Consider the following 17926-nt stretch of genomic DNA (forward strand, 5'->3'; position numbering starts at 1 on the left):
CCATGTCCAATGGTCAGTGGTACCCCCCGGAATGGCCCGGCCGGATCAGGGCCCTCGCCGCAGGCGAGCTGACGGCCGCCGAGCCCCGGCGGGCCGCCACCGTGATGCTGCTCCGGGACGACGCCACCGGCGCCGGGGGCGCACCCGCCGTCCACATGCTGCGCCGGCGCACCTCGATGGCCTTCGCCGGAGGGGCGTACGCCTATCCGGGTGGCGGCGTCGACCCGCGCGACGACGACCGGCTCGTCCGCTGGGCCGGGCCCGCGCTGGAGACCTGGGCGCACCGGCTGGGCGTCGGCGCACCGGCGGAGGCGCAGGCCATTGTCTGCGCGGCGGTCCGCGAGACGTACGAGGAGGCCGGGGTCCTGCTGGCCGGTCCGACGCCGGAGACCGTCGTCACCGACACCACCGGCGACGACTGGGAGGCCGACCGCGCGGCGCTGGTGGCGAGAGAGCTGTCGTTCGCCGAGTTTCTGGAGCGGCGCGGGCTGGTCCTGCGCTCGGACCTGCTCGGCGCGTGGGCGCGCTGGATCACGCCGGAGTTCGAGCCGCGCCGCTACGACACCTGGTTCTTCGTCGCCGCGCTCCCCGAGGGCCAGCGCACCCGGAACGCCTCGACGGAGGCCGACCGCACGGTGTGGATCACCCCGGGCGAAGCGGCCGACGGATACGACCGGGGCGAGCTGCTGATGATGCCGCCGACCGTGGCGACGCTGCGGACACTGCGGCCGTACGCCACCGCCGCGCAGGCGCTTGATGCGGCGTCGGGCCAGGACCTCACCCCCGTACTCGCGCGGGCCCTTATGGACGGTGACGAGCTGGTGCTGAGCTGGCCGGGGCATGAGGAATTCACCAAGCGCGTTTCCACCGTCGGTGCGGACGAAACGCACGGCGGGGCGAAAAAGGGCGACACGGAAGGCGGTGCGGCATGAGTGACGCGGCGGCGCTGCCCGGACAGCCGCGCGGCGCGGTGCTGTCCGGTCCCGCCACGGCCCGGACGGTCAACGTCCTGGCGCCCAACCCCTCGGCGATGACGCTGGACGGGACCAACACATGGATCGTCGCCGAGCCCGACTCCGACCTGGCGGTGGTCATCGACCCCGGCCCGCTGGACGACGTCCATCTGCGGGCCGTCATCGACACCGCCGAGCGGGCGGGCCGCCGGGTCGCGCTGACGCTCCTCACCCACGGCCACCCCGACCACGCGGAGGGCGCGGCGCGGTTCGCGGAGCTGACCCGGACCAAGGTGCGCGCGCTCGACCCGGAGCTGCGGCTCGGCGACGAGGGCCTGGGCACGGGCGACGTGATCACGACCGGTGGCCTCGAGATGTACGTGGTGCCGACGCCGGGCCACACGGCGGACTCGCTGTCGTTCCACCTGCCGGCCGATCAGGCGGTGCTGACCGGGGACACGATCCTCGGGCGCGGGACGACGCTGGTGGCGCACCCGGACGGGCGGCTTGGGGACTATCTGGACTCGCTGCGGCGGCTGCGCTCGCTGACGGTGGACGACGGGGTCCACACGGTGCTGCCCGGGCACGGACCCGTGCTGGACGACGCGCAGGGGGCGGTCGAGTTCTATCTCGCCCACCGCGCGCACCGGCTGGCCCAGGTGGAGACCGCGGTGGAGTCGGGCTACCGGACCTCGTCCGAGGTGGTGGCCCACGTCTACGCGGATGTGGACCGTTCGCTGTGGCCGGCCGCGGAGCTGTCGGTACGGGCGCAGCTGGACTACCTGGCCGAGCACGGGCTGATCTGACATGCGTGCGTGAGGGCCCCGCCGACACCGGCGGGGCCCTCACGACGACGGGTCAGCGCGACCGCTTGGCCAGCCGCTCCACGTCGAGCAGGATCACCGCGCGTGCTTCGAGGCGCAGCCAGCCGCGGCCGGCGAAGTCGGCGAGGGCCTTGTTGACCGTCTCGCGTGAGGCGCCGACCAGCTGGGCCAGCTCCTCCTGCGTCAGGTCGTGCACCACATGGATGCCTTCCTCGGACTGGACGCCGAAGCGGCGCGACAGGTCCAGGAGGGCGCGGGCCACACGGCCGGGCACATCGGAGAAGACCAGGTCGGACATCTGGTCGTTGGTCTTGCGCAGGCGCCGGGCGACGGCGCGCAGGAGGGCGGTGGCCACCTCGGGGCGCGCGTTGAGCCAGGGCTGGAGGTCGCCGTGGCCGAGGCCGAGGAGCTTGACCTCGGTCAGTGCGGTGGCGGTGGCGGTGCGGGGGCCCGGGTCGAAGAGCGACAGCTCACCGATCAGCTCGCCGGGGCCGAGGACCGCCAGCATGTTCTCGCGACCGTCGGGGGAGGTGCGGTGGAGCTTCACCTTGCCCTCGGTGACCACGTAGAGGCGGTCACCCGGGTCACCCTCGTGGAACAGCGCGTCACCGCGCGCGAGGGTCACCTCACTCATCGAGGCGCGGAGCTCCGCGGCCTGCTCGTCATCGAGCGCCGCGAAAAGCGGGGCGCGCCGCAGAACGTCGTCCACGAGTTCTCTCCTTGTCGGCCTGTTCAGGGAACCGTGGTCCCCATCATGCCGGACGGTAAAACAGTGCGATCAATCACAAACCAGTTTGACGCACGCGCGTGCCGAGGGGTACGGCAGGGGGCCGATTGGGGCGGATCACTCGTGACCGGGGCGGATGTCAGTGCCGGGCTCTAGGCTGGCCGAGTGTCCGGATTACCGGTGAGAGCGCAGGCCAAGGGGGCTGATGGGGTGTCGGAGGGCCGTGATTCCGCTGTGGGCGAACAGGGTGCGAGCAAAGGGAAGAACCTGAAGAAAACGGCGGATAGCGCCACCGGGACGGCGAAGAGCCGGTCCGCCGGGGCCGGCTCGGCCAGGCGGGCGAAGCCCGCGGATGCCGGGGCGTCCGGAGCCGCCGCGCCGAAGAAGAAGCCGGGGCGGCCGGAATCGCATCTGGCCATGGTCCGCCGCGCCCGCCGGATCAACCGCGAGCTCGCCGAGGTCTACCCGTACGCCCATCCGGAGCTGGACTTCCGCAATCCGTTCGAACTGCTCGTCGCCACGGTCCTGTCCGCCCAGACCACCGACCTGAGGGTCAACCAGACCACGCCCGCGCTCTTCGCCGCCTATCCCACCCCCGAGGACATGGCGGCAGCCGTTCCGGAGGAGCTGGAAGAGCTCATCCGTCCCACCGGCTTCTTCCGGGCCAAGGCGAAGTCGCTGCTGGGCCTGTCCGCCGCGCTCCGCGACGACTTCGGCGGCGAGGTGCCGGGGAGGCTCGCGGATCTCGTCAAGCTGCCGGGAGTCGGTCGCAAGACGGCCAACGTTGTCTTGGGCAATGCCTTCGGAGTGCCTGGAATTACCGTGGACACCCATTTCGGCCGGTTGGTCCGGCGGTGGAAGTGGACCGAGCAGGAGGACCCGGAGAAGGTCGAGGCGGAGGTCGCGGCGATCTTCCCCAAGAGCGAGTGGACCATGCTCTCGCACCGCGTCATTTTTCACGGCCGCCGCGTCTGCCATGCCCGTAAGCCCGCCTGCGGCGCCTGCCCGATCGCCCCGCTCTGCCCGTCGTACGGTGAGGGCGAGACGGACCCGGAGAAGGCCCGCAAGCTCCTGAAGTACGAGATGGGCGGCAAGCCCGGCCAGCGGCTGAGTCCGCCGCCGGACTACCCGGGAAGCCCGGCACCTCCCCTGGGCGCCGACTGACGCGTACCGCCGCTGCGGAACGAATCGCGGGACGACGGGCGTTGTGAGACGGAGGGGTGCCTATGAAGACGCATGAGACCGGCACGGAGCGCGGTGGGGCGGACGGCCCCGCGGTCATGGTTTCGGAGGAGGGCCTGCCCGACTGGCTCGACCCCGTCGCCCGTGCCGCGCGCACGGTGCGACCGCAGCAGCTCAGCCGCTTCCTGCCGCCGGAGAACGGGGCGGGGCGCCAGTCGGCCGTGCTCGTCCTGTTCGGCGAGGGTGCGCGCGGCCCCGAGCTGCTGCTGATGGAGCGCGCCGGAAGCCTGCGCTCCCATCCCGGCCAGCCGTCCTTCCCCGGCGGTTCGCTCGACCCGGAGGACGGCGACCAGGCGACGACCGGGCCGCTCAGGGCCGCTCTGCGCGAGGCCGAGGAGGAGACCGGTCTCGATCCGCGCGGGGTGCAGATCTTCGGTGTGCTGCCCCGTCTCTACATCCCCGTGAGCAGCTTCGTGGTGACCCCGGTCCTCGGCTGGTGGCGGACGCCCAGCCCGATCGGTGTGGTCGATCCGGGCGAGACGGCGCGGGTCTTCACGGTCCCCGTGGCGGATCTCACGGACCCGGCCAATCGGGCGACGGCCGTCCACCCCAGCGGCCACCGGGGCCCGGCATTCCTGGTCGAATCGGCACTCGTCTGGGGGTTCACGGCCGGCGTGATCGACCGGATTCTGCACTTCGCGGGCTGGGAACGCCCCTGGGACAGAGCCAGGCAGGTGCCGCTCGACTGGCGCGCATGACAGGCTGACTTCCGTGCTCCGCCGATCCGGGACCGCCCGGACCACGGAGACGTACGGGCCCGGTGACGAATCTGCGAGGCTATAGACGGTGAACGTGCTGGACATCCTGCTGCTGGCCGGAGCCGTGTGGTTCGCGGTCATCGGCTACCGCCAGGGGTTCGTCGTCGGCATTCTGTCGGTGATCGGGTTCCTGGGCGGCGGTCTCGTCGCCGTCTACCTGCTGCCGGTCCTGTGGGACCAGATGACGGACGGTTCGGAGGTGTCCTCCACCGCGGCCGTCGTCGCGGTCGTCATCGTGATCGTGTGCGCGTCGATCGGCCAGGCGTTCACCACTCATCTCGGGAACAAACTCCGCCGGCACATCACATGGTCGCCCGCGCGCGCCCTGGACGCGACCGGCGGCGCCCTGGTCAACGTGGTGGCGATGCTGCTCGTCGCCTGGCTCATCGGTTCCGCCCTGGCGGGCACCTCGCTGCCGACGCTGGGCAAGGAGGTCCGCAGCTCCTCGGTCCTGCTGGGCGTCTCCCGGGTGATGCCGCCCCAGGCGTCCACCTGGTTCACGGACTTCTCCTCGGTCCTCGCGCAGAACGGCTTCCCGCAGGTCTTCAGCCCGTTCGCCAACGAACCCATCACCGAGGTCAGGGCCCCCGACCCGGCGCTGGTCGGCAGCCCCGTCGCCGCACGCGCCAAGAAGTCCATCGTGAAGGTCGTCGGTACGGCCCCGAGCTGCGGCAAGGTCCTCGAAGGCACCGGGTTCGTGTTCTCCGACCGCCGGGTGATGACCAACGCGCACGTCGTCGGCGGCGTCGACGAACCGACCGTCCAGATCGGCGGCCAGGGACGCCTGTACGACGCGAAGGTCGTCCTCTACGACTGGCAGCGCGACATCGCCGTACTCGACGTCCCGGACCTCGACGTGACGCCCCTGAAGTTCACCGGTCCCGACAGCGACGCGGAGACGGGCGACAGCGCCATCGTCGCGGGCTTCCCCGAGAACGGCTCGTACGACGTACGCTCGGCGCGCGTGCGGGCCCGCATCGACGCCAACGGCCCCGACATCTACCACCGGGGCACGGTCCGCCGTGACGTGTACTCGCTCTACACCACGGTCCGCCAGGGCAACTCCGGCGGCCCGCTGCTGACCCCCGAGGGCAAGGTGTACGGAGTCGTGTTCGCGAAGTCGCTCGACGACCCGGACACGGGCTACGCGCTGACGGCGGACGAGATCCGCGACGACATCACGCGGGGCCGTACCGCCAACCAGCAGGTCGACAGCCAGGGGTGCGCGCTCTGAGGGCTTCCGGGCGGCCCGTGCGGGACCGTCGGTGCGTCAGTTACGGGGATGGCGCAGCCGCGCCGAGACCCAGCGGGCCCTGCGGCGGAGGATGCGTGAGATGCCGAGCCGAGGATCATGCATGACGTGCAAAGCGTGCACCCGGCCCTGAAGGCCGTCCCCCTCATGAATGCCCGGAACCGCCGTGGCGGTCGAGCGACGGTTGCGTGCTGCGTCACCGAAGTCGTGCGTCCAGCCCATACCCGGACGTCTGCCCGTGCCTCATGGTCCGTAACCGCCTATCCGTCAGCCAATTGGCTTATGCGCCGGGCACGGGCCGTCCGTAGGACATGTGTGCCAGAACGGCTAGCGATCCGGCTCGGAATCCTTGAGCCAGTTGATGAGTTCGGCCGAGAACCCCGCCGGATCCTCCTCATGGGGGAAGTGGCCCAGACCGTCGAAAAGTCGCCAACGGTAGGGCGCCTCGACGTACTCGCCGGATCCGGCCGAGCTGCGGGTGCGGACCGCCGGATCGAGTGAACCGTGAAGGTGCAGTGTCGGCACCCGAACGGGCCGCTTCATGCGCCGGTTGAACTGGATGCCGTCCGGGCGTGCCAGCGAGCGCACCATCCAGCGGTACGGCTCGATCGAGCAGTGCGCCGTCGAGGGGATCGTCATGGCCCGCCGGTACACGCCGAGCGCCGCCTCGTCGGGGAACTCGGCCTTGCCCGGCCCCGACCAGTCGCTGATCAGCCGGCCCACCAAGGCGCCGTCGTCGGCGACGAGCTGACGCTCCGGCACCCACGGCCGCTGGAACCCCCAGATGTACGAGCCGGCCCGGGACTGCGCGAAGTCGGAGAGCATCGAGGAGCGCCACCGCCGGGGGTGGGGCATCGAGGAGACGACCAGTCGGCGCACCAGCTTCGGGCGCATCACGGCCGCGGTCCAGGCCAGGTAACCGCCCATGTCGTGGCCGACGAGGGCGGCGTCCGGCTCGCCGAGGGACCTGACCACGCCCGTGATGTCGAGCGCCAGGTTGGCGGGGTCGTAGCCCCGGGGCGTACGGTCGCTGCCGCCGACGCCGCGCAGGTCCAATGCCACGGCCCGGAAGCCGGCCTCGGCGAGTGCGGGCAGCTGGTGGCGCCAGGTCCACCAGAACTGCGGGAAGCCGTGCAGGAGGAGGACGAGCGGCCCTTCACCCATTTCGGCGATGTGGAAGCGGGCACCGTTCGCCGCGACGTCCCGGTGGGTCCAGGGGCCGTCGAGGCGGACGGGGCCGCCGGCCGGGGCGGACGGTGCGGGAACGGTCATGTGGACGAGCGTGCCACAGCCGACGCCTTGTCCTGGACCGGTGCGCTCTCGATGGCGCGGTCGGAGCGGGTGCTGCCGCCCACCGGGAGGATCGCGTCGGCGGCGGTCTCGGGGCGCGGGTGCGGCTTGACGCCCTGAAGGACGGCGGCGGTCTGCTTGGCGGAGGCGATGGACTTCTCCGGCGGCTTGACCTTCTTGATCTTCGCGTATCCGAAGAGCGCGAGGAGAGCGCCCAGCAGGATGAACGCGCCGCCCACGATCAGGAACGACCAGGCGAGGCCCAGCCCCAGGTTGTGGATGCCGTACGCGGCCGCGAAGCTCAGCACCGGGATCGCGAACAGGATCAGCACGCCCGTGACGATGAACGCCACGCTGCCGATGACGCCGCGCTTGACGTCCTGCCGCACCTCGGCCTTGGCCAGGGCGATCTCGTCGTGCACCAGTGCCGACAGTTCGGCCGTCGCCGACGCGACCAGCTGGCCGAGACTGCGGTCGGCGCTGCCCGCGTAATTGCCGGGGTCGCTCATCCCTGACTCCCTCTCCTGTTCAACACGTCCGATGTCAGATCATGCCGGACTGTCCGGCCTGTTGCTCGCTGCCCCCGCCAGTCGGGCAAGGCGGCGGTGCTCGGCCGCCTTCTCCTCGTAGATGGCGGCCATCCTCAGGTGGTACGCCGGATCGTCCTGTTCGTAGATGTCCGGCACCCCGGAGCCGTCCTCGTCGAGTTCCTCGGCGTCGGACAGTGCCCTGTATCTGCGTACCCGCAGTTTGAGCAGTACACCGGAGAGTACGGCGGCAATGAGGGAGCCGAGCAGAACCGACGCCTTGATCCCGTTGATCATGTCGTCGTCACCGGCGAACGCGAGCTCCCCGATCAGCAGCGACACGGTGAAGCCGATGCCGGCGAGGGTGGCGATCGCGAAGACGTCCGCCCAGGCCAGGTCCTTGTTCAGCTCGGCCCTGGTGAGCCGGGTGGTCAGCCACGTACCGCCGAACACGCCGATCGTCTTGCCGGCGACGAGGCCCAGGACGACCCCGAGGGTTTCCGGCTGGTCGAACACGGCGCCCAGTGCGCCCCCGGATAGGGAGACCCCTGCGGAGAAGAGCGCGAAGACCGGCACGGCGAAGCCCGCCGACAGCGGGTGCACCAGGTGCTCGATGCGCTCACCGGGGGAGTGCTCCTCGCCCTCGCGGCGCGTGCAGCGCAGCATCAGGCCCATGGCGACACCGGCGATGGTGGCGTGGACGCCGCTGTTGTACATCAGCCCCCAGATGACCACGGCGAGCGGTACGTAGATGTACCAGCCGCGTACGCCCAGGCGGAGCAGCAGATAGAAGAGGCCCAGGCCGAGGAAGGCGCCGCCGAGCGCGAGGAAGTCGATGTTCTCGGTGAAGAAGACGGCGATGACGAGGATCGCGAAGAGGTCGTCCACCACGGCGAGCGTCAGCAGGAAGGCCCGGAGCGCGGCGGGCAGCGAGGTGCCGATGACGGCGAGAACGGCGAGTGCGAAGGCGATGTCGGTGGCGGTGGGGACCGCCCAGCCATCCTTCGAGCCGTTGCCGAGGACGTTCACCAGGGTGTAGACGACCGCCGGGGCCACCATGCCGCAGAGCGCGGCGGCCACGGGGAGCGCCGCGGCCCTCGGATCGCGCAGTTCGCCTGCGACGAGTTCACGTTTGAGTTCGACGCCCGCCACGAAGAAGAAGATCGCGAGCAGCCCGTCGGCGGCCCAGTGCTCCACGGAGAGGTGCAGACCGAGGGTCTCGGGCCCGAAGTGGAAGTCGCTGACCGCCGAATAGCTCGCACCCGCGGTGTTCGCCCACACCAGCGCGGCCACGGCGGCGACCAGCAGGATGACGCCCCCGACGGTCTCCGTACGCAGGGCGTCGGCGACGTAGTTGCGCTCGGGGAGCGGCAGCCGGCCCAGGAAGGTGCGGCGCGGGCCGGTGGGCGCGGGGGTGGGTGTGGCCACGGGGGGAGACCTCCGGGTCGGTACGGCAGCGATGGCATGGCTGATGCACTTGCCGACCAGACTTCCCGGCACCCCTGTGAAGATTTTCCTATCTTGTTGTCGATCAGCTGCCACTGTACCCGCGGGGTGTGGCGGCGAGGATGCTCGGGAGCGGTGATCTCACCGTAGAGGTCCGAAGGGCACCCGGCGCGTTGCCGGGTGCCCTTCGGACCGTGCTTCGGTGTCAGTCCTCGCTTCGGTGTCAGTCCTCGGAGGAGGCGGACGGCAGCTGGCTCTGGATCAGGTCCATGACCGAGGAGTCGGTCAGGGTCGTGACGTCGCCCAGGGCCCTGTTCTCCGCCACGTCACGCAGCAGGCGGCGCATGATCTTGCCGGAACGGGTCTTCGGCAGCTCGGCCACCGGCATGATGCGCTTCGGCTTCGCGATCGGGCCGAGGGTCGCCCCCACATGGTTGCGCAGCTCCGCCACCAGCTCGTCGGAGGCGGTCGCCGTACCCCGCAGGATGACGAAGGCGACGATGGCCTGGCCGGTGGTCTCGTCGGCGGCGCCGACCACGGCGGCCTCGGCGACCGAAGGGTGCGAGACGAGCGCCGACTCGACCTCGGTGGTCGAGATGTTGTGCCCGGACACCAGCATCACGTCGTCCACCCGGCCGAGCAGCCAGATGTCGCCGTCCTCGTCCTTCTTGGCGCCGTCGCCGGCGAAGTACTTGCCCTCGAAGCGCGACCAGTAGGTGTCGAGGAACCGCTGGTCGTCGCGCCAGATGGTGCGGAGCATCGACGGCCACGGCTCGGTGAGGACCAGGTAGCCGCCTCCGCCGTTCGGCACCTCGTTGGCCTCGTCGTCCACGACGGTCGCGGAGATGCCAGGCAGGGCGCGCTGGGCGCTTCCCGGCTTCGTCTCGGTGACGCCGGGCAGCGGCGAGATCATCATCGTGCCGGTCTCGGTCTGCCACCAGGTGTCCACGATCGGGCACTTGTCGGCGCCGATGTGCTTGCGGTACCAGACCCACGCCTCGGGGTTGATCGGCTCCCCGACCGAACCGAGGACGCGCAGGGACGACAGGTCGAACTTGGCGGGGATGTCGTCCCCCCACTTCATGAACGTACGGATCGCGGTCGGCGCGGTGTACAGGATCGTGACCCCGTACTTCTGGACGATCTCCCAGAAGCGCCCCTGGTGCGGGGTGTCGGGGGTGCCCTCGTACATCACCTGCGTGGCGCCGTTGGCCAGCGGCCCGTAGACGATGTAGGAGTGCCCGGTCACCCAGCCGATGTCGGCGGTGCACCAGTAGACGTCGGTCTCCGGCTTGAGGTCGAAGACCGCGTGGTGGGTGTACGCCGCCTGGGTGAGGTAGCCGCCGGAGGTGTGCAGGATGCCCTTGGGCTTCCCGGTGGTGCCCGACGTGTACAGGATGAAGAGCGGCTGCTCCGCCTCGAACGCCTCGGGCGTGTGCTCGGCGGACTGGCGGCCCGTGATCTCGTGCCACCAGACGTCGCGGCCCTCGGTCCACGCGGTGTCCTGGCCCGTACGGCGGACTACCAGGACGTGCTCCACGCTGTCGATACGGGAGACGGCGTCGTCGACCGCGGGCTTGAGCGCGGAGGGCTTGCCGCGGCGGTATCCGCCGTCTGCGGTGATGACGACCTTCGCGTCCGCGTCCTGGATGCGGGCGGCGATGGCGTCGGCGGAGAAGCCGCCGAAGACCACCGAGTGCGCGGCGCCGATGCGGGCGCAGGCCAGCATCGCGAAGGCGGCCTCGGGGATCATCGGGAGGTAGACGGCGACCCGGTCGCCCTTGCCGACACCGAGCTCGGTGAGGGCGTTGGCGGCGCGGGAGACCTCGTCCTTCAGCTCCGCGTAGGTGATGGCGCGGCTGTCGCCGGGCTCGCCCTCGAAGTGGATGGCGACCCGGTCGCCGTTGCCCGCCTCGACGTGACGGTCCACGCAGTTGTACGCGACGTTGAGCTCGCCGTCCGCGAACCACTTTGCGAAGGGCGGGTTGCTCCAGTCGAGGGTCTCGGTGGGCTCGGTGGCCCAGGTCAGGCGGCGGGCCTGCTCGGCCCAGAAGCCCAGCCGGTCCGCTTCGGCCTGCTCGTACGCCTCTGCGGTGACGTTGGCGTTGGCGGCCAGCTCGGCAGGCGGAGCGAACTTCCGCTCTTCCCGAAGCAGGTTGGCCAGGCTCTCGTTGCTCACGACTTCTCCCAGTCCCAGGGTGTCCGTTGTGTCCCGGGCATAGCTCATCAGTCCCAAGGCCAGGTGACAAGTGTCTGCCGGGAATTGGTTTAGACCTGTGTCTCGTGTATAGAGGCATGATCCCGCCTCCACGCGGTCGCGGCACGGTGGAGCGCACCGCCGCTGCGGGCGCTTCCGGCACGGAAGCGGGATCACTTGGTCCTACGGATCCGAGGGGCCTGAGGTTCAGGCGCCGGTGCGGGCCGGCTCCGCCGGGTGCGCCGGTGGGATCGGGTGTGCCGGTGGGATCGGGTGCGAGGGTGTGACCGGGTACGACGGTGCGATCGGGTCGAACACCTCGGGCGTGCCGCTCTCGGCACTCGCGCTCTCGTCCAGCAGGTACGACTGGGCCTCGGCCACATGGAAGTACATGCCGTGGAGCTGAAGGGCGCCGTCGGCGATCCGGCGGGCCACCGATGGGTGGGCCCTCAGGTGGTCGAGCTGCTGGACGACGTTGGTCAGGCAGAGCTGCTCCACAGCGTCGGCGGGCAGCCGCCCGGAGAGCCGGACCGGGGTGTCGCCGGCCGAGGTCGTCCGGGCCAGGCTGGGGAGACCGTGTCGGAGCCAGCGCCACAGCGATGTGTCCGGGGCTTGCGGGGCGGCTCCCAGCAGCGCGTTCATCGCGCCGCAGTCCGAGTGGCCGCAGACGGTGATGGACTCGACGCCGAGCACGTCCACCGCGTACTCGATCGCGGCCCCCACCGAGTGGTCGCCCTCCTCCGCGTCAGGAGGTGGCACCAGGTTGCCGATGTTCCGCACGGTGAACAGGTCGCCCGGGCCGCTGGCCGTGATCATGCTCGTCACCAGGCGGGAGTCCGCGCAGGTGATGAAGAGCTGCGAGGGGCTTTGGCCCTCCCTGGCGAGTCGTGCCAGCTCCCCACGGACGAGGGGCGCCGTATCCCGCTGGAACGAGCTGAGGCCCCTGACCAGCCGGTGATCGCGGACTGGGCGCGAGGGTCGGCCGGTGGATGCGGGCTGCTGGGTGGCAGCGGAGGCGGAGGCGGAGGCGGCGGGGGTACCGGGCGCGCCGGGCGCGGGGGCGGGGCGGGCTCGGAGGTGGTCATGGAGCTGGTGCCGGTGTGGGGCGGGGCGGGGGCTGGAGTCCCCGGGGCCGGGCTGGTGGCGGCCGTGATCCCGGTGGGGAGGGCTGTGGCGGTGGGGGCGGCACCGGCGGCTTCGGCGGCTCCGGCGGTCAGGGCGGGGCTCGGCGGGTGGCCCGCCTCCGGGGTACTCGCCGCGCGCTGCGGTGCCTCGGTCGCGGTGGCATCCGCGTCGGCGCCGGCCTCCGTCGGAGGGGCATGCTCGGGACGGTCGTGACAGTGATGGTTGCGCCAGGGGGTCCATGGCCGGCAGCAGGAGTGCGCTGCCACGGCGGGCTCGGCGATCCTGCCGCCGGACCTCCCGGCGAACGCCACCTGGCCGCCATGGGCAGCGTGGGCGTTGCTCCAGTCCTGGATCGTCTCGTACGCGGCGTGGTCCATGAACGAGCCGTCCAGCTCCACGACCACATCGGCATCCTGGGGGAGTCGCCCCAGCACCCGGCTGATGCGGGGAACGGCCAGGAAGGTCAACTGGCCCCGTACGACGACGAGGTGTTGCCCGTTCTGTTCGGACACCGAGATCCGGGTCCGGCCCAGGCGGTGCAGCGCGACGGCCACCGCGACGGCGATGCCGATGACCACGCCCTTGAGCACGCCGACGACCAGCACCCCGGCGATGGTGGCGCCGTACACCAGGAACTCCCGGTGCTTATGGACGTTGCGGATGTGCGCCAGGCTGACCATCTTGAGGCCGACCATCATCACCAGTGCTCCGAGGGCGGCCAGCGGGATGCGCTCCAGGACGCCGACGAGCAGGGCGGATGCGACCAGGATCCATACGCCGTGCAGCACGGTGGACGCGCGGCCCGTCGCTCCGGCCCTGACATTCGCCGAACTGCGCACGGCTCCACCGGAGACCGCGAGTCCCCCCAGCAGGCCCGATACCGCGTTGGCGACGCCTTGTGCGCGTAGCTCCCGATCGAGGTCGGAGCGTTTGAGGAGGGGCGGCGCGGGCCGCTTGGTGGCGTCCGGATGGTCGTCGTTGTCGCCGGACTCGTCCGCCGCGCGAGTCCCGTCGTCCGGCGCCTCCCCGGTCCGCGCAGGGGAATCCGTCGAGTGGGCACGGCTCCGGTCAGCAGCGAGCTTGTCCACGGCGACGGCGGCGAGCAGGGACTCCAGGCTGGCCACCAGCATCATCGTGAACACGGCTGTAGCCAGGCCGAGCACCGGTCCGTCCGGCATTTCGGGCAGGGCGTGCGAACGCCAGGAGGGCAGATCGACCCGGGCGATCGACGGTGCCGCCCACGCGGCCACGGCCGTTGCCAGACCCACGGCGGCCAGGGCCGCCGGGGCGCGGCGCAGGAACCGCCCGGTCCGTCCGGGCAGCAGTGGCCACAGGACGAGGACGGCTACGGTGAGCGCGCCGATCAATGGAGCGGCGAGACTGACATGTGCCAGCTGGTCGGGGAGATGCAGCACGTTGGAGATCGCCGAGCTCTGCGGTGAGCCGCCCAGCACGATGTGCAGTTGAGCGAGCGCGATGGCCACGCCGATGCCGGCGAGCGTGCCGTGGACGATGGCGGGGCTGACGGCGAGTGCGCTGCGGGCCGCGCGCAATGAGCCGAGCGCGAGCTGGAGCAGGCCCGCCCCGATCGTGATGGCGCAGGTGGTGCGCCAGCCGTAGATCTGGATCGTCTCGGCGGTGACCACGGTCAGTCCGGCGGACGGACCGGAGACCTGCAGGGGGGTGCCGCCGAGGAGTCCGGCGACGATGCCGCCGACCGCGGCGGAGATGAGCCCCGCCTCCAGGGGGGCTCCCATGGCGACAGCCAGACCGAGCGACATGGGGATGGCGAGCAGAAAGACAGTGATGGACGCGGACACGTCGGCGCCCGAGATGCGGAACCGTCCGCCGCGCGGCGGCGGGGGCGGGCTGTGTGGTCGCTTGACTCCCGAGGACCGGGAGGGGCGCGAACTGCGGGACGAGTGTTCGTGGCGAGTGGGCACGCAGGCAGACATATTTCCCGTCTCCTCCTGAGCGGCGCGGTCGTGGAACTCGATGGCGCGGCCGTGGGTCACGGCATGCAGCGGCGGGATATCTCAACTCTCGGTAAACAGAGAGTAATGGAGAGTAAAGAGCCGTGTCCAGGATTGGGGGCAAATGGGCCATCCAGCCACCCATTCCGGTGAATAGTCAGCTTTTCATTCGGCCTGTCGTGCTGGCTCTTGGGCACTGCGTGCGAACTTGGCCGCTCCGTGTCGGCACCCGGCGCAAGCTACCTGCGAGAAAGAGGTGGGCGGATGATGGCCGCCGCGAAGAAGACGATGGGCCCCACGAAAAGGATCGGCCTGGGCGTCGTGGCCGTCGTACTGGTCATGGGGGCGGCCGGGTGCTCGGGAGCCGACTCCGGAGCGGAGGGCTCCGGTCTCGGGGCTGTGAACGGCGCTGCGGGAGAGAAGAAGAAGGGCGCTGAGGCTGCGCCCAAGCGCGTGTTCCGGGCCATTGGCGATGGTTCCACCGCGTTCACCGGGGTTCAGCCCAAGCAGCCGGTGGTGGATCGTCTGACGGCCGGCCAGAAACCTCCGCAGTTCGTGGTGTTCTCGTGGGACGGGGCGGGCGAGGACAGCCAGCGGCTCTTTTCGCACTTTCGCGAGGTGGGCAAGAAGTACAACGCCGCGATGACGTACTTCCTCAGCGGCGTCTATCTGCTGCCGGAGGGGAATCGGACGCAGTACGACCCGCCCAAGCACAACGCCGGTGCCTCGGACATCGGTTTCAACGACACCAAGGGCATCCGCGACACCCTGACCCAGCTCCGTGGGGCCTGGCAGGACGGCAACGAGATCGGCACCCACTTCAACGGGCACTTCTGCGGTAAGGATGGCGGCGTCGGCACCTGGTCCGTCGAGGAGTGGAAGAGCGAGATCAGCCAGGCCAAGTCATTCGTGAAGGGCTGGAAGACGAACGACCCGGTCCTCAGGGGCGAGAAGGCGCTGCCCTTCGATTACGACAAGGAGCTCGTCGGCGGCCGAACCCCCTGCTTGGAGGGCCGGGAGAACATGGTGGCGGCGGCACGCACCATGGGGTTCCGCTACGACTCCAGCGGGGTCAACGATCAGGTGTGGCCCCAGAAGAAGAACGGTGTCTGGGACCTCTCCATGCAACTGGTGCCGGTTCCGGGGCGCGCCTTCGAGACGCTGTCGATGGACTACAACTTCATGTTCAACCAGTCAGGAACGACGCAGGGCGACCCCGACAAGCACGAGTACTGGGGAAACCAGATGCGTGACGGCCTGCTCCAGGCGTTCGATCGCGCATACGACGGCAACCGCGCGCCACTGATCATCGGCAACCACTTCGAGTCCTGGAACGGTGGAACGTACATGCGCGCCATCGAGCAGACCATCGCGGCGGTCTGCACCAAGAAGGACGTGCGCTGCGTCTCGTTCAGGCAACTGGCGGACTGGCTCGACGCCCAGGATCCGGCAACCCTGGCGACGCTCCGGACGCTGAAGGTCGGCCAGGCTCCCAAGGCCGGCTGGCCCGCGTTCCTCAAGTCGGGCGTGGACCGGGAGCAGTCGGCCTCGAAGGCGCCGGCCGCGGCTGCGGGCAATCCGGCCGGTCGTTAGATCCAGTGGCGCCGGGCAGGAGGTGTGCCCGGCGCCGTGGTCGGCCCATCCGGGACCTCAGTCGCTCACGCGGGCTGGGTGGCTTCGGCGTGGAGGAAGCGCTCGTCCAGCACGAAGCCGGGGTCGACCTGCGCGGCGAGGTCGGCGCCGGTCTTCTCGTTCCCCCAGCTCTCCGCGTTCCTCAGGTGGAAGTGCACCATCTGGCGCGTGTAACGGGCCCAGTCCCGTCGCTCGTACGAGTCCTCCGCAGCGTTCTGCAGGGCTTGCAGGGCCATCCGGTTGTCCGCCTCGAGCAGTTCGAAGCGTGCGGGGCGACCCTTCTCCATGGCTCGCACCCAGTCGGAATGGCCGACGGTCACCAGCAGGTCGTCGCCCACCTCGGAGCGCAGGAAGTCCAGGTCGTCCTCGCCCTGCACCTTGTTCCCGACGACCTTCAGACCCACGCCGAAGTCCCGCGCGTACTCCTTGTACTGGCGGTAGACGGAGACGCCCTTGCGGGTCGGTTCGGCGACGAGGAACGTCATGTCGAAGCGGGTGAACATCCCCGAGGCGAAGGAGTCCGAACCGGCGGTCATATCGACCACGACGTATTCGTCCGGGCCATCCACCAGGTGGTTGAGGCAGAGCTCGACCGCGCCGACCTTCGAGTGGTAGCACGCCACGCCCAGGTCCGACTCGGTGAACGGGCCCGTCGCCATCAGCCGGATGTCCCCATCGTCGAGCCGGACCGTACGGGCACAGGCATCGAAGATCGGGTTGTCCTCGCGCACGCGCAGAAGGCGCGAGCCCTCGCCCGGCGGCGTCGTCTTGATCATCGTCTCGGCCGAGGCGATGCGCGGATTGCTGCCGCGCAGGTACTCCTTGATCAGGGGGAGTTCGGCGCCCATGGCGGGCAGCGCTGCGGATTCGTCCTCATCAAGGCCGAGCGCGGCTCCGAGGTGCTGGTTGATGTCGGCGTCCACCGCGACGACGTGGGCTTCATTGGCTGCGAGGTGGCGGATGAAGAGCGAGGACAGCGTGGTCTTTCCGCTGCCGCCCTTCCCTACGAAAGCGATCTTCATGTTCACCTAGGGTAGTCGATTGCTCGCTATGCGTTGTCTGGTTTCGTGAAGAAGGCCACTCCCGGCCGATGGGTGGGCGGGAGGCGCGTAGCCTCGCTACTTATGAGTACGACTTCCTCGGACCCGCTCGTCGCTCTCGGCGCCCTGCCGGGCGTGAACGACGCGGTGGACTCCGTACGCAAGGCGGTGGACCGCGTCTACGGCCACCGTGTGATGCGGCGCCGCAGCAACGAGGTCACGGCGGAGGCCGCTCTGCGGGGCGCGCGTGGATCGGCAGCCCTGTCCGGTGCCGACTGGAACCTCGAAGAGGTGCGCCGTCGCACCGACTTCAGCGGCGATGGCGAGGCGCGTGTCGTCGGAGCCGCGCTACGGCTGACGGCGGAGGCGGGGCAGCTTCTGTCCATCTGGCGGCAGTCACCGTTGCGGGTGCTGGCTCGGCTTCACCTGGTGGCGGCCGGCAGTGCCGCACCGGAGGACGCGGTCGGGCGGCCCCGTCTCGCGGGCGAACCGGTGGACGAGCCTCTGATCGAAGCCCCGCTGCCGGACGCGGACGAGGTCGCGGGTCGACTGGACGGTCTCAGCAGGATCATTCTTTCGGGGAGTGAGGCTCCCGCTCTGGTGACCGCCGCCGTCGTGCACGGAGAGCTGCTGGCCCTGCGCCCCTTCGGTTCGCACAACGGCCTGGTGGCTCGGACCGCGGAGCGGATCGTGCTGATCGGGAGCGGGCTCGATCCGAAGTCGATCTGCCCGGCCGAGGTCGGGCACGCCGAGCAGGGGCGGGCGGCCTACGTCGCCGCCTTCGACGGCTATCTGTCCGGCACGCCGGACGGCATGGCAGCCTGGATCACTCATTGCGGACGGGCGGCGGAACTCGGCGTCAGGGAATCGACAGCGGTGTGCGAAGCCCTGCAGCGAGGCGCCGCATAAGGCGGGACCGCCGCTCGCCACCCGTGCCGGT

The 17926-nt window shown here is 70.4% G+C and carries 16 protein-coding genes; 7 read left to right on the forward strand and 9 right to left on the reverse strand.

Annotated elements, in window-relative coordinates; translation table 11 throughout:
* The first annotated feature begins 2 nt into the window (after positions 1–2).
* Positions 3–932, forward strand: a complete 930-nt coding sequence (locus tag NEH16_RS17085) for an NUDIX hydrolase (protein WP_265543374.1) — start codon at positions 3–5, stop codon at positions 930–932.
* A complete protein-coding gene (locus NEH16_RS17090; RefSeq protein ID WP_265543375.1) occupies positions 929–1759 on the forward strand; it encodes an MBL fold metallo-hydrolase in 831 nt (276 codons plus the stop codon). Before NEH16_RS17085 ends, NEH16_RS17090 begins: the two co-directional genes overlap by 4 nt.
* A gap of 52 nt (positions 1760–1811) precedes the next feature.
* Here NEH16_RS17090 and NEH16_RS17095 read toward each other — a convergent pair whose 3' ends face one another.
* Complete coding sequence (locus NEH16_RS17095) at positions 1812–2486, reverse strand: Crp/Fnr family transcriptional regulator (RefSeq protein ID WP_014046869.1); 675 nt, start codon at positions 2484–2486, stop codon at positions 1812–1814.
* A gap of 252 nt (positions 2487–2738) precedes the next feature.
* Between NEH16_RS17095 and nth the strand changes: the two genes are divergently transcribed.
* From nth to NEH16_RS17110, 3 genes are all read left to right on the forward strand, one after another.
* Positions 2739–3668: an endonuclease III gene (gene nth, locus NEH16_RS17100; RefSeq protein ID WP_265543382.1), complete on the forward strand. Its 930-nt coding sequence runs from the start codon at positions 2739–2741 to the stop codon at positions 3666–3668.
* A gap of 62 nt (positions 3669–3730) precedes the next feature.
* A complete protein-coding gene (locus tag NEH16_RS17105) occupies positions 3731–4444 on the forward strand; it encodes an NUDIX hydrolase (RefSeq protein ID WP_073966439.1) in 714 nt (237 codons plus the stop codon).
* Positions 4445–4532: 88 nt separating this feature from the next.
* Positions 4533–5738: a MarP family serine protease gene (locus tag NEH16_RS17110; protein WP_073966438.1), complete on the forward strand. Its 1206-nt coding sequence runs from the start codon at positions 4533–4535 to the stop codon at positions 5736–5738.
* A gap of 36 nt (positions 5739–5774) precedes the next feature.
* Here NEH16_RS17110 and NEH16_RS17115 read toward each other — a convergent pair whose 3' ends face one another.
* The 7 genes from NEH16_RS17115 to NEH16_RS17145 all read right to left on the reverse strand — a co-directional run bounded on the left by NEH16_RS17115 (position 5775) and on the right by NEH16_RS17145 (position 14296).
* A complete protein-coding gene (locus NEH16_RS17115; protein ID WP_073966437.1) occupies positions 5775–5978 on the reverse strand; it encodes a hypothetical protein in 204 nt (67 codons plus the stop codon).
* Between the two features lie 105 nt (positions 5979–6083).
* A complete protein-coding gene (locus NEH16_RS17120) occupies positions 6084–7028 on the reverse strand; it encodes an alpha/beta fold hydrolase (protein ID WP_265543385.1) in 945 nt (314 codons plus the stop codon).
* On the reverse strand, positions 7025–7555 hold the full coding sequence (locus NEH16_RS17125; protein WP_265543387.1) for a phage holin family protein: 531 nt from the start codon (positions 7553–7555) through the stop codon (positions 7025–7027). Before NEH16_RS17125 ends, NEH16_RS17120 begins: the two co-directional genes overlap by 4 nt.
* A gap of 39 nt (positions 7556–7594) precedes the next feature.
* Positions 7595–9001: a Na+/H+ antiporter NhaA gene (nhaA, locus tag NEH16_RS17130; RefSeq protein WP_265543389.1), complete on the reverse strand. Its 1407-nt coding sequence runs from the start codon at positions 8999–9001 to the stop codon at positions 7595–7597.
* A 241-nt stretch (positions 9002–9242) separates the two neighbouring features.
* Entirely contained in the window at positions 9243–11246 is a 2004-nt protein-coding gene (gene acs, locus NEH16_RS17135; protein ID WP_265543391.1) for an acetate--CoA ligase, read from the reverse strand.
* 177 nt (positions 11247–11423) lie between these two features.
* The gene (locus tag NEH16_RS17140; RefSeq protein WP_265543393.1) at positions 11424–12032 is read right to left on the reverse strand and encodes a carbonic anhydrase; all 609 of its coding nucleotides are present in this window, start codon (positions 12030–12032) and stop codon (positions 11424–11426) included.
* Positions 12033–12037: 5 nt separating this feature from the next.
* Positions 12038–14296 (reverse strand): SulP family inorganic anion transporter, encoded by a 2259-nt coding sequence (locus NEH16_RS17145; RefSeq protein WP_265547227.1) that lies wholly within the window; start codon positions 14294–14296, stop codon positions 12038–12040.
* A gap of 282 nt (positions 14297–14578) precedes the next feature.
* On the opposite strand from NEH16_RS17145, the gene NEH16_RS17150 reads away from it, so the two are divergent.
* The gene (locus tag NEH16_RS17150) at positions 14579–15907 is read left to right on the forward strand and encodes a hypothetical protein (protein ID WP_265543395.1); all 1329 of its coding nucleotides are present in this window, start codon (positions 14579–14581) and stop codon (positions 15905–15907) included.
* Positions 15908–15972: 65 nt separating this feature from the next.
* Here NEH16_RS17150 and NEH16_RS17155 read toward each other — a convergent pair whose 3' ends face one another.
* Complete coding sequence (locus NEH16_RS17155) at positions 15973–16968, reverse strand: ATP-binding protein (protein WP_265543397.1); 996 nt, start codon at positions 16966–16968, stop codon at positions 15973–15975.
* Between the two features lie 102 nt (positions 16969–17070).
* Here NEH16_RS17155 and NEH16_RS17160 point away from each other — a divergent pair, with 102 nt between their 5' ends.
* On the forward strand, positions 17071–17895 hold the full coding sequence (locus NEH16_RS17160) for an oxidoreductase (RefSeq protein ID WP_265543398.1): 825 nt from the start codon (positions 17071–17073) through the stop codon (positions 17893–17895).
* Positions 17896–17926 lie beyond the last annotated feature (31 nt).

It is taken from the genome of Streptomyces drozdowiczii (assembly GCF_026167665.1).
In the GTDB taxonomy this organism is placed as follows: domain Bacteria; phylum Actinomycetota; class Actinomycetes; order Streptomycetales; family Streptomycetaceae; genus Streptomyces; species Streptomyces drozdowiczii_A.

Bases quoted from the DNA above. Each gene is read 5' to 3' on its own strand.
- NEH16_RS17085 (WP_265543374.1), top strand. From the start codon at position 3: ATGTCCAATGGTCAGTGGTACCCCCCGGAATGGCCCGGCCGGATCAGG.
- NEH16_RS17090 (WP_265543375.1), top strand. From the start codon at position 929: ATGAGTGACGCGGCGGCGCTGCCCGGACAGCCGCGCGGCGCGGTGCTG.
- NEH16_RS17105 (WP_073966439.1), top strand. From the start codon at position 3,731: ATGAAGACGCATGAGACCGGCACGGAGCGCGGTGGGGCGGACGGCCCC.
- NEH16_RS17115 (WP_073966437.1), bottom strand. From the start codon at position 5,978: ATGGGCTGGACGCACGACTTCGGTGACGCAGCACGCAACCGTCGCTCG.
- NEH16_RS17120 (WP_265543385.1), bottom strand. From the start codon at position 7,028: ATGACCGTTCCCGCACCGTCCGCCCCGGCCGGCGGCCCCGTCCGCCTC.
- NEH16_RS17125 (WP_265543387.1), bottom strand. From the start codon at position 7,555: ATGAGCGACCCCGGCAATTACGCGGGCAGCGCCGACCGCAGTCTCGGC.
- acs (WP_265543391.1), bottom strand. From the start codon at position 11,246: ATGAGCTATGCCCGGGACACAACGGACACCCTGGGACTGGGAGAAGTC.
- NEH16_RS17140 (WP_265543393.1), bottom strand. From the start codon at position 12,032: ATGATCACGGCCAGCGGCCCGGGCGACCTGTTCACCGTGCGGAACATC.
- NEH16_RS17145 (WP_265547227.1), bottom strand. From the start codon at position 14,296: ATGTCTGCCTGCGTGCCCACTCGCCACGAACACTCGTCCCGCAGTTCG.
- NEH16_RS17150 (WP_265543395.1), top strand. From the start codon at position 14,579: ATGATGGCCGCCGCGAAGAAGACGATGGGCCCCACGAAAAGGATCGGC.
- NEH16_RS17155 (WP_265543397.1), bottom strand. From the start codon at position 16,968: ATGAAGATCGCTTTCGTAGGGAAGGGCGGCAGCGGAAAGACCACGCTG.
- NEH16_RS17160 (WP_265543398.1), top strand. From the start codon at position 17,071: ATGAGTACGACTTCCTCGGACCCGCTCGTCGCTCTCGGCGCCCTGCCG.